The following is a 14,016-nucleotide window of genomic DNA, read 5'->3' on the forward strand; positions in this document are numbered from 1 at the left end:
CAACGGTGGGTGGTAGGGCAGTTGTTGACCGGCGCCCCGTCATCGCGGCGCCCTCATGTCAGATCTCGGACGAGCGCCTGCGCTGCTTGATGACGGAACTCTGCGGCAGCGAGAGCTTGATCTCCTCGCGCAGGTCCGCGATCTTCGCGTAGCCCGCGAACTGGCCCGTCAGCCGGTACATCTCGCGCAGCCGGTCCCAGGTGCGGTGCGAGGAGGTCTCCCCCATCGACACCAGGGCGAGCCGTGCGTAACGGTCGGCCTGCTCGGGATCGTCGGCGATGAAGCACGCCGAGGCGAGCGAGATGTAGTCGAAGATCTTGGACCGCTGGCGTCCGTTGGCGCGCAGCTCCAGAGCCTGCTTGGCATGACGTTGAGCCACGCTCGCCGCCGACGGCTCGTGTTCGGCGAGCGTACGGAACGCCAGCGCCTGCATGCCGTGCAGATCTGCCTCGTCGAACATCTGCATCCAGCTGGGGGGCGGCACATCGCTCTTGTCCGAGACGAAGAGTTCCTCGGCCTTGCCGAGCGTGCGTCGCATCGCCTGGCCGCGGCCCATGGACGCCTGTGCCCAGGCCTCGATGGTGTGCAGCATCGCCTGGGTACGTGGCAGAACCATGTCCCCGGAACCCGACTTGGCGAGCTTCATCAAATCCAGGGCGTCGTCGGGACGGCCCAGGTGGACCATCTGACGGGCTGCCCTGGAGAGCGCCTCGCCCGCGCGCGGGCGGTCGCCGCCCTCGTGCGCCGCGTGCGCCGCGATGACGAAGTACTTCTGGGCGGTGGGTTCGAGGCCGATGTCGTGGGACATCCATCCCGCGAGGACAGCGAGGTTGGCGGCGACGCCCCAGAGGCGGCGCTGCAGATGCTCGGGGTGACGGTAGGCGAGCATGCCACCCACCTCGTTGAGCTGGCCCACCACGGCCTTGCGCTGCAGTCCGCCGCCCCGGGAGGCGTCCCAGGCGCGGAACACCTCGACGGAGCGTTCGAGCGCCTCGATCTCCTCCGAGCCGATGGGCGCGGCCTCGTACCGGTCGAAACCGGCCGGGTCTGCGTACAGCGGGTCGTCGGTCCTTGGAGCATCGGCCGCCAGCACAGGGTCGGTATGCAGCCAGTCGTGCATGGGGCCAGTGATGGTCGATCCTGCGGCGAGCGCGGCGCCCGCGCTCACCAAGCCGCGTCGGTTGAGCATGAGGTCCATTCCCGTGAATTCGGTGAGGACCGCTGCCGTCCGTTCGGGCGCCCACGGAAGTCCGTCGGGATTGTCCTGCGTCCCGACCTCTTGCCGATTCCCCACACGCCCGCGCCGGCCGAACCCGAGGTCCTCGATGGTCACGACACGACCGAGCCGCTCGGTGAACAGGGCAGCCAGCACTTTGGGCACGGGATCGCGGGGGGACTCCCCCATGTCGATCCAACGCCTCACCCGCGAGGTGTCGGTGGCCAGCTGCGGGTGGCCCATGGCCGCCGCCTGCCGGTTCACCATTCTCGCGAGTTCGCCCTTGGACCAGCCGGCGAGGCCGAACAGGTCGGACAGGCGGGTGTTGGGTTCTCCGGTCACGTCAAGCCCCCAGGTTCTCGGCTGTGTTGACAGTAACCCCCTGTCAGGTGCCCAGCGAGTATTCGCCACGGTTCGCCAGGGTCCGCCAGATGGTCTGCCACCCGCGCACCGGTGTCAGGTAGGAAAGCGCCACCCCGCCCGGCAGCCCTAGGTACTCCCCAGGGTGCCGAACGGCCGCCGGCCGGGGCGGTGCACGCAACTTGTCGGCGCACGAAGGGATCTGTCTCGCCCATGTACACAGCATCGTCCTCCGTGACCGCCCCGCCCCGGCCGCTTCGTCCCCTGGGTGCGGGCGGCGGACCGTACCTCGCTCCGCATGCCGCGCCCCCGGCACCCGGCACGGTCCGGCCACGGCGGCCGGCGGGGCTGGGCGGACCGCCGCTCAGCGGGCGGCTGGACCTCTCCGGGCCGCAGGGCGCCCAGCTGAGGATGGCGATCGCCTCGGTCCAGCGGATCTGCCCGGAGTTCAACCCGGTGCAGGTGCTGCGCCGCAGCGGCCGCTCGGTGCTCCTCGTCGGCTCGACCGGACGGGCGACCGCGGTCGCCAAGTGTTTACTGGACCACTCCCCCGCGTGGTCGGAGCGGTTCCGTCACGAAATAGCTGCATACCGTGCGTTCGTCCGGCACCGCCCGCCCGTGCGGGTGCCTCGGCTCATCGCGGCCGACCCGGAGAACTGCACGCTGGTGATCGAGCGGATGCCCGGCCGGGTGGCGGCGCTGACCCGGCATCCGTCGGAGGCCCCGCCCCGCGCCGATGTGCGGGCCGTGCTGGGCGCGATCAGCCGGGTCAATGCCTGGCGGCCGGCGCCGGGGCTCTTCGAAGCACCGCTGGACTACGCCTCGCGGATCGCCCGGTACCACGAGCTGGGGCTGTTCACGGACCGTGATCTAGGTGATCTACAGAAGCTGCTGCACGGTCTGGCGCACGCGGGCGGCCGTCAGGGCATGGGGCAGTTCTGTCACGGTGACGCGCTGCTCTCCAACATCCTGCTGTCGCCCACGGGTCCGGTCCTGGTGGACTGGGAGCACGCGGGCTGGTATCTGCCGGGCTACGACCTGGCGACGCTGTGGGCGGTCCTGGGCGACGCTCCCGTGGCGCGGCGTCAGATCAGCCAACTGGCCCAGGCCAAGGGGCCCGACCAGCGGGATGCGTTCCTGGTGAACCTGATGCTGGTGCTGACGCGGGAGATCCGTACGTACGAGACGGCCGTCCAGCGGGCCATGCGCGAGCCGGTGTCCCCGGGCGCCGGTCAGGACCGGCCGGGCGTGCTCTCGTCGAGTGAGGAGCAGCGGCTGCTGCTGCGCCGGCTGCACGACGACTGCGCGATGGCCCGCCGGGCCGTACGTGCCGCGGTCGGCACTCGCTGACCCCGCCGGGGGAGCGCGTTGCGGGTACGGTGCCGACACACTGGTCCCACAGCGCACCCATGTGGTGTCAGGAACCCGGGCCGTGACCGGACGGCTCAAGTTGCCCCTCCGTGCGCGGAGGCCTCACACGGAGGGGCACAGGGCGCACCCGCGGTCTCAGTGCGCGCGCACGATGTCCACGTCGGACGCCTTCACGAAGGCGATCCGGTGGCCGATCTGCACCGTCACGTACTTCTCCTTGCCCTGGAAGTACGCGTGGTCGAGCGGGTACGAGGCGTCGATCGTCGGGGCGTAGAAGAAGCCCGTGGGTGCCTCACCGCCGCCGGGGTAGGACTGACCGGCCTTGATGGTGTACTGGAGCGGCGAGCCCACCCGCTGGTCCGCGAAGTCCGCGGGGTAATCGGACTTCTCCGGGTACGCCACCCCGTACACCGGCACCTCCGTACGGCCTGCCTTCGGCTTGACGACGTAACCGGCGGTGGGCGTGGTGGTCCTGGTCGCGGCCGGGGTCTGGAACCAGGCCTTCTGGCCGTACCACCAGATCGCCGTCCAGCCGGGGGCGTGGTCCGCGACGACGGCCTGCTGGGTGGCGCTGATCTTGCTGCCCCAGTCGGCGGCGCAGTTCGTGCCGGGCGTGCCGTCGGTGTGCAGGCCGGGGTCGGAGAAGAGCGGCGCGTCGGCGGACGGTGCGGTGCGCAGCGGGACGGCGCTGGAGCCCTGGACCGGCAGGTCGACGCCCTTCTCGCAGTCGCGGAAGGCCTGCTTGTTCTTTTTGAAGTCCGGGCTGACGGTGACGAGTTCGCTGTTCTTCGGGGCGCTCGGCACGGTGGGCTTGCCGAGTAGCGTCATGAAGTGGTTCCAGTCCCAGTACGTGCCCGGGTCCCAGTGCATGTTCTTGGTGCCCGCGGCGCTGGTGGGCGGTACACCGTCGTGGCCGATGATGTGCTGTCGGTCGAGCGGGATGTCGTACTTGGCGGCGAGGTAGCGGACCAGCTTGGCGGTCGAGCGGTACATCTCGGGGGTGTACCACTTGGCGCCGTCGACGGCGACGCCCTCCTGCTCGATGCCGATGGAGTGGCTGTTGACGTACCAGTTGCCCGCCTGCCAGGCGACGTCCTTGCCCTTGACCATCTGTGTGACATGGCCGTCGCCCGAGCGCACCACATAGTGGGCCGAGGTCTGTTTCAGCGGGTTCTGGAAGATCTTCAGGGTGGTGTCGAAGTCTTCCTCGGTGTCGTGCAGAACAATGAATCTGATCTTATTGGTGTGCGGCCGGTCCGAGGTGTCGTAGTTCCCGTACGTCTCCTTGTCGGCCGGGTCACCCGTCTGCTGGTAGGCCGCCGGTACCCAGTCGCATTCGAGGCCGCGCGGGCATTCCGGCCGCACCCCGTCCGCACCGGCCTGCGCCGCGGGACTGAGCAGTGCCATGCTCAGTGCGCCGACCGTTGTCAGCGCGAGTGCGAGTCCGGTCCTCTGCTTGGACGTCATGACAACCCTTCTTGGAGCCGTACGTGATGGAGCCGTGGGTGATCCGATCTCACTGTTCCGCCGTGCGCGCACACTCTCTGACCTGATGTGATGGCGCGTCAAGGGTTCGGTGGGGGCCGCGCTTCGAGTCAGTGGACCAGACCACTGGCAGGATCTCTGACCTGCGGTCGGAAAGTAGCAACCGGCCGTTGGCGGCACCCCGTTACCTGGGATTTACGAGTGGTCGGCCGGCCCGCGGCATACGGTGGCGCGCCACGAATGGGCGCACATTTTGTGTGACTAATCCTGGATGTGCGTGCCCCGAACGGCCGAAGGGTAGTGCTCGCGCGGACACCACCGGTCCGTGCGGCGTACGCACGGAGATCTCTGAAAGGCCGGACGCACATGGCTCAGCCCTTCACCCTGCCGGACTTCTACGTTCCGTATCCGGCACGGCTCAATCCCCATGTCGAGGAGGCGCGAGCGCACACCAGGAAGTGGGCGCGCAGCATAGGGATGCTGGAGGGTTCGGGCATCTGGGAGGAGAAGGACCTCGACTCCCACGACTACGCGCTGCTGTGTGCGTACACCCATCCCGGCTGTTCGTCCGAGGCGCTCTCGCTGGTCACAGACTGGTACGTGTGGGTCTTCTTCTTCGACGACCACTTCCTGGAGCTGTTCAAGCGCACCCCCGACCGTGAGGGCGGGAAGCGGTATCTGGACCGGTTGCCGGCGTTCATGCCGATGGACCGCAGGGCCCCGATGCCGGAGCCGACGAATCCGGTCGAGGCGGGGCTGGCCGATCTGTGGGCGCGGACGGTGCCGGGGATGTCCGATGCCTGGCAGGACCGGTTCGCCGAGGCGACGAAGAACCTGCTCAACGAGTCGCTGTGGGAGCTCGCCAACATCAACGAGGGGCGCATCGCGAACCCCGTCGAGTACATCGAGATGCGCCGCAAGGTGGGCGGTGCCCCGTGGTCGGCGGGTCTTGTGGAGTACGCGGCGGGCGCGGAGGTCCCCGAGTCGGTGGCCGAGGAGCGTGCGCTGCGCGTGCTGCGGGACGCCTTCTCCGACGGCGTCCATCTGCGCAACGACCTCTTCTCGTACCAGCGGGAGGTCGAGGACGAGGGTGAGAACAGCAACGGTGTGCTGGTCCTTGAGCACTTTCTCGGCTGCTCCACGCAGGAGGCCGCCGACGCGGTGAACGACCTGCTGACGTCGCGGCTGCAGCAGTTCGAGAACACGGCGCTCACCGAACTCGGCCCGCTCTGCACCGAGAAGGGGCTCGACCCGGCGGGCACCGCGGCGGTTCTGGCGTACGCCAAGGGGTTGCAGGACTGGCAGTCGGGCGGGCATGAGTGGCACATGCGTTCCAGCCGCTACATGAATGGCGGCGGGGCCGGTGGGACCGCTCTCGGTTTCGGCATGGAGGCGGCCTCGATCCGGCTGACTGCCCGCTCGGAGTCGGCCCGGCTGCGCAGCCACACCCATGTGCCGTACCAGCATGTCGGTCCGTCCCTGCTGCCCGATTTCGAGCTGCCCTTCGGTACGACGCTCAGCCCGCATCTGGACGGGGCGCGGGTGCGGATCGTCGACTGGGCCCGGCGCATGGGAATCCTGGAGGCGCAGCCGGGAGTGCCGGGCTCGCACATCTGGGACCAGGAGCGGCTGATCGCGACCGATCTGCCGCTGTGCGCGGCGGGGCTGCACCCGGACGCGACACCGGATGAACTGGATCTGTCCTCGCAGTGGCTGACCTGGGGGACGTACGGCGACGACTGGTTCCCGGTGGTGCACGGGCGGGCCCGCGACCTGGCGGGGGCCAAGCTCGCCAATGAACGTCTGTCGCTGTTCATGCCGCTGGACGGGTCCCAGGCGCCCGAGCCGGTCAACGCGCTGGAGCGGGGACTGGCGGATCTCTGGGCGAAGACCTCCGCGCCGATGGACGCGAGCGGGCGCCGCGCCTTCCGGACGGCGGTCGAGGAGATGACCGCGAGCTGGGTGTGGGAACTGGCGAACCAGGTACAGAACCGCATTCCGGACCCGGTGGACTACGTCGAGATGCGGCGCAAGACGTTCGGCTCCGACCTCACGATGAGTCTGTGCCGGCTGGGCCACGGCAGGAAGGTGCCGGAGGAGATCTACCACAGCGGTCCGCTGCGCTCGCTGGAGAACGCGGCGTCGGACTACGCGTGCCTGCTCAACGACCTGTTCTCGTACCAGAAGGAGATCGAGTACGAGGGTGAGGTGCACAACGGTGTCCTGGTCGTGCAGAACTTCTTCGGAGTGGACTATCCGACCGGGGTGGCCATCGTGCACGATCTGATGAAATCGCGGCTGCGGCAGTTCCTGCACGTCGCCGACGAGGAACTCCCGGTGCTGTACGACGACTTCGGGCTGGACGCTCAGGCGCGGGGGATCCTGGCAGGGTATGTGCGGGAGCTCAAGCACTGGCTCGCGGGCATCCTGATCTGGCACCGGGACTGCCGGCGCTACCGCGAGCAGGATCTGCGGCGGGGCACCGGCACCCCGTGGCACCTCAGCGGTCCCACGGGGCTCGGCATCTCGGCGGCGCGGGTGACCGCGCTGTTCGCTCAGCCCTCGGCGACCAGCGTGTAGCGCCCGCCCGCACGCGCCTTGAAGACCTTCTCGCCGCTCGCGAACAGCGTGCTGCGGACGGTCACTTCGCGGCTGCGGCTCGCCGTGATCACCACACGGCGGGCCTGCCCCGCGGCCCATTCGATGTCGACGGCGAAGCCGCCCCGGGCGCGCAGCCCGCGTACCGATCCGTCCGGCCAGCTCGCCGGGAGGGCCGGGAGGATCTCGACGGCGTCGTGCTGGCTCTGCAGCAGCATCTCGGCGATGCCCGAGGTGGCGCCGAAGTTGCCGTCGATCTGGAACGGCGGATGGGTGTCCCAGAGGTTGGGCAGGGTGGAGTTCTTCAGCTGTTCGGCGAGCATCTTGTGGGCGTGGTCGCCGTCGCGCAACCGCGCCCAGAAGTTGATCTTCCATGCCTTGGACCAGCCGGTGCCGCCGTCGCCGCGGGCGCCGAGGGAGACCTTGGCCGCTTCGGCCCACTTGCTGCCGGGCTCGATCTGGCGGCCGGGGTGGAGACCGAAGAGGTGCGAGACATGACGGTGGTCGTCAGCCAGGTCGTCGCGGTCGGTCTTCCACTCCTGGAGCTGGCCCCAGGAGCCGATCCGCAGTCCGGGGTCGAGCCGGTCGAGGGCCGTTTCCAGCCGGTCGCGGAAGGCGGGTGCGTCGCCGAGGGTGCGGGCGGCCTCCAGGGTGTTGGTCAGAAGGTCGTGGACGATCTGCTGGGACATCGCGGCACCGGCGGTGAAGTCGCCGTGCTCAGGAGAGTAGCTGGGGGTGACGACGAGCAATCCGTCGCGCGGGTCGGTGCGCAGATTGGCCAGCCAGAATTCGGCGGCCTCCTTCATCGCGGGATAGGCGGTGGAGCGCAGATAGCCGGTGGATCCGCTGAACCGGTAGTGCTCGTACATCTGCTGGGTGAGCCAGGCGGCGCCCTCCGGGAACCAGAAGGCGGTGGACCAGTCGTGGACGCCGGTGAAGCCGTACGGGTTGGTCTCGTTGTGCACGACCCAGCCGGCGGTCCCGAACATCTCCTTCGCCGTCCTGCGGCCGGGGGCGCGCATTGCCTCGATGTAGCGGTCGTACGGTGCGGTGGTCTCGGCGAGGTTGGTGGCCTCGGCGAGCCAGTAGTTCATCTGCAGGTTGATGTTGCTGTGGTAGTCGGCCGACCACGGTGGGGTGGTGGAGTTGTTCCACACGCCCTGGAGGTTGGCGGGCAGCGAACCGGCCCGTGAGGAGGCGATCAGCAGGTAGCGGCCGTACTGGAAGAACAGCGCTTCCAGGGCCCGGTCGGCGGGGCTGGAACCATCCGTGTACCGGGCGAGCAGCTGATCGGTGGGCAGGTCGGGCAGCTGCTGGCCGATGTCGAGGGCGACCCGGTCGAAGAGGCCGCGGTGGTCGCGTACGTGGGCGTCGCGGAGCTTCTCGTACGAGGCCCGGGCGGCCGCGTCCACGGCGGCGGTGACCGCCGGGTGCGGGTCGTCGCCGCGGTAGGCGGGGTAGCTGTCGGCGTAGTCGGTGCCTGCGGCAAGGACGAACCATGCGCTGTCGGCGCCGGTGACGGTGAGGGTGCCGTCCGCACCGGCGGTGACGGTGCCGCCGCTGGTCCGAACGCGGAACTGGGCCTCGAAGCGCAGGCCGTTGTCCTTCAGCGCGCCGCGCACGGTGATCCGGTCCTGGGCGGCGGTGGCCGTGAAATCGCTGCGGGGCGAGGTGTATCGCAGGGTGAACGACACCTGGCCCGGACGGTCGGCGGCGAGGCGCCCCGCGATGACTCTGCCCGGGTGGGAGACGAAGAACTCCCTTGTGTGGACGGCCTCTTGATGGGTGTACGTGACGACGGCGAGGGCATTGCGCAGATCGAGGGTGCGCCGGTATGAGGCGTCGGGGGCGGCCGGGGCGTTCGGCAGATCCAGCCACAGGTCACCGAAGACCTGGTAGGCGCCGTAGCCGCGGCGCACCTGGCCGAGCTCGGCGGCGACGGCGTCCGGGCCGAGGGCGCCCTGGCTGTCGAGGCGGTGCTGGACGTCGGCCAGGGCGCCGGGTCTGGGGGTGGTCCAGTTCCCGAAGTCGTAGCCCTGCGCCGAACCGGGACCGCCGGTCCACAGGGTCTTCTCGTTGAAGGTGAGCCGCTCCGAGGCGAGTGTTCCGTACACGCTCGCGCCGAGGGCTCCGCCGCCGATGGGCAGCGATTCGCGCTCCCAGGAAGCGGCCGGGGTGTGGTAGCGGAGCATCGGCTCCGTCTGTTGTGTCGAGCGCGCCGCACCCGTCGATTCATCGGAGGTACCGGCAGCGGACGCCGTGCCGGACAGGGCAGGGAATCCCAGGGCCAGAGCGCCGGTTGTTCCGATCGCTGCCTTCACTGTGGTGCGTCGCGTGATCCCGGATGTCATGCGGCCGACCGTAAAGGTCCGACGACTGGCCGACAAGGCACATGACAAAGCGGCCTCTTGGACAGAGGCCGCGAGCACTTGGACGGATGTTCGGGCAGGTGCCCGCGGCCGCCCGATGCGCAGGGGCGGCCGGCGAAGAGGCGATTCAGCCCTGCTGGAACAGCTCGGCGGGCAGGGGCTTCAGCAGGGTGTACAGATCATCGGTGATCGGCCGGTTCCAGCTGGCGATGGTCACGAGCACGCCATCGCTGCGGTCGAACTGGACGCAGGAGATCCGGCTCTCGGAGAGCTTGACACGGCGGACGATCAGCAGGTTGTCGCCCTGCATCACGGGCATGTCCTCGGTGCCGGTGACCTCGACCGGCTCGTCGTTCTCCAGCGCGAGCAGCAGCTGGGCGACCTCGAACGGGACCTGTCCCTCCTCGGTCTCGCGGGCGGGCGAGCCCTCCGGGAGATTGCCGATGATCATCGCGGGGCCGCGGCCGCCGAACAGGTCATAGCGCAGGAAGACGCCCTGACAGCTCCCGTCGGGCGCGGGCAGCAGACCGGCGCCGAGATTTCCGGGCCAGTCTCCCGGGTCCATGGCCAGGACGTCGAAGTCGGGGCCCGCGGGTGTGGCGGCGCTACGGCGGCGGAGGAAGGACATGCAGACATGTTACGTGGCCGGGCTCACGTTGCGGAGCCGGGTCCATGCAGGCGGGGGCACCCACGGGCCCGCCGGCCGGGCTCCGGCGGGCGGACGGGCCCGGCCCCGGCGGCGTCGCGGCGCCGTCTCAGGCCGATTCGGCAGCCAGGGTTTCCAGCACGTCGACGGCATCGGCCGCCCGGTCGTACGGGACGAAAAGATGGTCGTGGTGGAATCCGGCCACCACATTGCAGCTCAGCCCCACGTCGGCGAGCGCCAGGGACACGGCAGCGGTGAGCCCGACCGCGTCCAGGGACGAGTGGACACGGAGCGTGATCCAGCCCGCAGTGTATTCGTACGTCAGTCCCGCCTCGTCGGCCTCCGCCTCCGGCAGGACCAGGGTCACGCCCTCGGGTTCGGTGACCGTGACGACCGGAGTCACCCGGGTGGGCACGGCTTCGCCCGGCACGGTCGTGAAGACATAGCGGCCGGGGTTCAATTGCGGCCGCATACCGCTCAGCAGGGTTCGGAGGTCGCGCTCGCCCGTCATGATCACCACGCTACCGGGTGCGGTGCCGCTCGTGGTGGCGGGCGCCCCGGGCACGGTTACCGCACGGCAGCACGCACGACCGCCGGCGAGGGGTGTTCCTTGAGCGCGCGTGCCCGTTCCACCGTGCCGCCGAAGCGGCAGCCGGCCCGCGTCCACGGGGCCGGCTCACGGGGGCGTGTGGTGCTCTGCCCCACGTCGGCTCCCCCCACTTGTCGTCCCGGGCCGCATCGTAGCCACCCCGGGCGGCCCGGGACAGGCCGCGTGACGGACTCCCTCCGGGCCGGGACGGCTTGCGGTCAGCCGGTGGGAGGCTCGGCTCCGACCAGCCACATGGCGAAGAACTGCGCGCCGCCGCCGTAGGCGTGGCCGAGCGCCTTTCGCGCCCCCGCCACCTGGTGCTCGCCCGCCTGTCCCCGTACCTGCAGCGCGGCTTCGGCGAAGCGGATCATGCCGGAGGCGCCGATGGGGTTGGTGGAGAGCACTCCGCCCGAGGGATTCACCGGCAGCTCGCCGTCGAGTTCGGTGACGCCGGATTCGGTGAGTTTCCAGCCCTCGCCCTCCTCGGCGAAGCCGAGGTTCTCCAGCCACATGGGCTCGTACCAGGAGAACGGCACGTACATCTCGACGGCGTCGATCTCCCGTCGCGGGTCGCTGATCCCCGCCTGCCGGTACACATCGGCGGCGCAGTCCTTGCCCGCCCGCGGCGAGACGAAGTCCTTGCCGGCGAAGAGTGTGGGTTCGCTGCGCATGGCGCCACCGTGCACCCAGGCGGGCGGGTGCGGCGAACGGTCCGCTCCGGCACGGTCTGTGAGGATCATCGCGCAGGCCCCGTCGGAGGACGGGCAGGTCTCCGAGTAGCGGATGGGGTCCCAGAGCATCGGGGCGGACTGGACCTTCTCCAGGGTGATGTCCGGGTCCTGGATGTGCGCGTACGGATTTCTGAGCGCGTTGCGACGGTCCTTGTACGCGACGAGCGAGCCGATCGTGTCGGGCGCCCCGGTGCGGCGCATGTACGCCCGGACGTGCGGGGCGAAGAAGCCGCCGGCTCCGGCCAGCAGGGGCTGCTGGAACGGGATCGGCAGCGAGAGGCCCCACATGGCGTTGGATTCGGACTGCTTCTCGAAAGCGAGCGTGAGGACGGTGCGGTGCACCCGCGCCGAGACCAGGTTGGCGGCGACGAGTGCGGTGGATCCGCCGACCGAGCCCGCGGTGTGCACCCGGAGCATCGGCTTGCCGACCGCGCCGAGGGCATCGGCGAGGTAGAGCTCCGGCATCATCAGGCCCTCGAAGAAGTCGGGTGCCTTGCCGATGACGACAGCGTCGATGTCCGCCCAGGTCAGTCCGGCGTCCTCCAGCGCGCGGACGGCGGCCTCTCGGACGAGTCCGGCGAGAGAGACGTCCCGGCGGGCGGAGACGTGTTTCGTCTGGCCGATGCCGACGACGGCCACGGGCTCCTCAGACATGAGCGCTCTCCCCTTCGAGTACGGCGACCAGGTTCTGCTGCAGGCAGGGACCGGAGGTGGCGTGGGCGAGCGCCCGGTCGCATTCGCCGCGGTGGATGCGGGCCGCGGCCTCGCCGAGGCGGATCAGTCCGGCGGCCATGACGGGGTTGGCGGCGAGCGCGCCGCCGGACGGGTTGACGGCGGTGACGCTGTCGTCGAGCCGGAGCGCCTTGCGCAGCACCACCTCCTGGGAGCTGAACGGGGCGTGCAACTCCGCGGTGTCCACGGGCCGTTCGAAGGCCCCGGCGCGGGTCGCGGCGAGCCGGGTGGAGGGTGATTCGGTCAGCTCGCGGACGCCCAGGCTGTGGGCCTCGATGCGGTGGTCGATCCCGCGGATCCAGGCGGGGCGGGCACAAAGGGCGCGTGCGGTGTCGCCGGCGGCGAGGATCACGGCAGCCGCGCCGTCACCGATCGGCGGGCAGTCCCCCGTACGCAGCGGCTGTACGACGTACTCACCGGCCGGGACCGGGCCGGCGAGCTGGGCGTGCGGGTTGTCCACGGCGGCGGCGCGGCTGCGGGTGGCGATCGCGGCGAGGGCGGCCTCGTCGGTGTCGCCCGCGTCGATCAGCGCCTGCGCCTGGAGCGCGGCGAGGGCGACGGAGTCCGGCCAGAGCGGGCCGACGTAGTACGGGTCGAGCTGGCGGGTGAGCACGTCGCGCACGGCGCCGGGCGAGGACTTTCCGTACGCGTAGACGAGGGCGGTGTCGGCCTGGCCCGTCCGGATCTTCACCCAGGCCTCGTACAGCGCCCAGGCTCCGTCCATCTCCACGTGGGACTCGGAGATCGGCGGGTACGCGCCGACACCGTCGAGCGCCATGGTGAAGGAGAAGGCGCGGCCCGCGAGGTAGTCGCTGGAGCCGGAGCAGGTGAAGCCGATGTCGCTCGCCCGCAGACCGGTCGCGTCGAGGACCTGGTGGAGGACGGGCATCAGCATCTCGACTTCGGAGAGTTCGTCGGTGCGCCTGCGGTGGTCCGTCTGCGCGAAGGCGACGATCGCCACGTCTCGCATCTACAGCAACTCCTTGTACGCGTCGTAGTCGGCGTCCGGTTCGCCGGTCGGCCGGTAGTGGTCGGGGTGCCGTCCGTCCTCGGTCCAGACGGGTTCGACCCGCAGGCCCATGCGCACCTGGTCGTACGGGATTCCGCCGATCCGCGCGTGCAGTGCGAGATCGGCGCCGTCGAGGGCGATGTGCGCGTAGACGTAGGGGACTTCGATGTCGAGGTTCTTCGCCTTGATGTTGACGATGCAGTACGTGGTCACCGTGCCGCGCGGGCCGACCTCGACCTGTTCGGCGGTGGCGACCCCGCAGGTGGGGCAGGCGCCGCGGGGCGGCACGTACACCTTGGTGCAGGACGGGCAGCGCTCCCCGACGACGCGTTGTTCGGAGAGTGCGCCGAGGTAGGCGCTCTGGGCGCGGCCGGGGCTGTACCGGTAGTCGAGACGGGCGGGGGTGACGATGCCGGTGACGGGATCAGCGAACTCGCCGCGGTGCGGGACGGACCGGCCGGACTCGACGCCACCGTGCGGCTCGAAGCAGGCGATGTCCGTGATGGCGCCGGTCCGTTCGGGGGCCCAGCGGATCCGTACTCGCATGCCGGTGCGGACGGCTTCCGGGCCGGGCGCGTCCAGGGCGTGGAGCAGGGCGGTGTCGGCACCGTCGAGCCGGACGAGGACCCAGGCGAAGGGGGTGCCGAGGGGCTGGCCGCGGCGCGGGGCGGGGTTCCAGGCCCAGGTGGTGACGGTGCCGGTGGCGGCGACCTCGGTCAGCTCGCGGAGCTCCTGTGAGGTGACGGGGTCGTACTCGACGGGCGGGACGAGGATCTTTCCGTCGACGGTCCGGACGCCGAGGACGGTGCGTTCGCGCAGTCCGGTGAGGAAGGCGCTCTGGACCGGTCCGAGGGAGCGGGTGAAGGGGAATTCGACCACCAGCGGTGCGCTGAGGATGTCGGGCACGGTT

General features: G+C 70.2%; 10 protein-coding genes. 2 read left to right on the plus strand and 8 right to left on the minus strand.

Annotated elements, in window-relative coordinates:
* Positions 1-58 precede the first annotated feature (58 nt).
* Positions 59-1,558 (minus strand): hypothetical protein, encoded by a 1,500-nt coding sequence (locus OG936_RS00580; protein WP_406491723.1) that lies wholly within the window; start codon positions 1,556-1,558, stop codon positions 59-61.
* A gap of 231 nt (positions 1,559-1,789) precedes the next feature.
* Here OG936_RS00580 and OG936_RS00585 point away from each other — a divergent pair, with 231 nt between their 5' ends.
* The gene (locus OG936_RS00585) at positions 1,790-2,926 is read left to right on the plus strand and encodes an aminoglycoside phosphotransferase family protein (RefSeq protein ID WP_406491725.1); all 1,137 of its coding nucleotides are present in this window, start codon (positions 1,790-1,792) and stop codon (positions 2,924-2,926) included.
* 156 nt (positions 2,927-3,082) lie between these two features.
* Here OG936_RS00585 and OG936_RS00590 read toward each other — a convergent pair whose 3' ends face one another.
* The gene (locus OG936_RS00590) at positions 3,083-4,414 is read right to left on the minus strand and encodes an N-acetylmuramoyl-L-alanine amidase (protein WP_406491726.1); all 1,332 of its coding nucleotides are present in this window, start codon (positions 4,412-4,414) and stop codon (positions 3,083-3,085) included.
* Between the two features lie 384 nt (positions 4,415-4,798).
* Here OG936_RS00590 and OG936_RS00595 point away from each other — a divergent pair, with 384 nt between their 5' ends.
* Positions 4,799-7,012 carry a germacradienol/geosmin synthase gene (locus OG936_RS00595; RefSeq protein WP_406491727.1) on the plus strand — a complete coding sequence of 738 codons (2,214 nt, stop codon included), beginning with the start codon at positions 4,799-4,801 and terminating at the stop codon, positions 7,010-7,012.
* Here the strand turns inward: OG936_RS00595 and OG936_RS00600 are convergent.
* The 6 genes from OG936_RS00600 to OG936_RS00625 form a co-directional block, all read right to left on the minus strand.
* Complete coding sequence (locus OG936_RS00600; RefSeq protein ID WP_406500282.1) at positions 6,988-9,222, minus strand: glycosyl hydrolase family 95 catalytic domain-containing protein; 2,235 nt, start codon at positions 9,220-9,222, stop codon at positions 6,988-6,990. The genes OG936_RS00595 and OG936_RS00600 overlap by 25 nt on opposite strands.
* 304 nt (positions 9,223-9,526) lie before the next feature.
* Positions 9,527-10,027 carry a hypothetical protein gene (locus tag OG936_RS00605; RefSeq protein ID WP_266744363.1) on the minus strand — a complete coding sequence of 167 codons (501 nt, stop codon included), beginning with the start codon at positions 10,025-10,027 and terminating at the stop codon, positions 9,527-9,529.
* Between the two features lie 127 nt (positions 10,028-10,154).
* Positions 10,155-10,556: an ACT domain-containing protein gene (locus tag OG936_RS00610; protein ID WP_383758056.1), complete on the minus strand. Its 402-nt coding sequence runs from the start codon at positions 10,554-10,556 to the stop codon at positions 10,155-10,157.
* Positions 10,557-10,852: 296 nt separating this feature from the next.
* Positions 10,853-12,019 carry a thiolase domain-containing protein gene (locus OG936_RS00615; RefSeq protein ID WP_406491729.1) on the minus strand — a complete coding sequence of 389 codons (1,167 nt, stop codon included), beginning with the start codon at positions 12,017-12,019 and terminating at the stop codon, positions 10,853-10,855.
* Entirely contained in the window at positions 12,012-13,067 is a 1,056-nt protein-coding gene (locus OG936_RS00620; protein WP_406491731.1) for a thiolase domain-containing protein, read from the minus strand. The genes OG936_RS00615 and OG936_RS00620 overlap by 8 nt, the downstream gene beginning before the upstream one ends.
* Positions 13,068-14,012: a Zn-ribbon domain-containing OB-fold protein gene (locus tag OG936_RS00625; RefSeq protein WP_406491733.1), complete on the minus strand. Its 945-nt coding sequence runs from the start codon at positions 14,010-14,012 to the stop codon at positions 13,068-13,070. It lies immediately after the preceding gene.
* Positions 14,013-14,016: the final 4 nt, after the last annotated feature.

Source organism: Streptomyces sp. NBC_00846 (assembly GCF_045207325.1).
Taxonomy (GTDB): Bacteria; Actinomycetota; Actinomycetes; order Streptomycetales; family Streptomycetaceae; genus Streptomyces.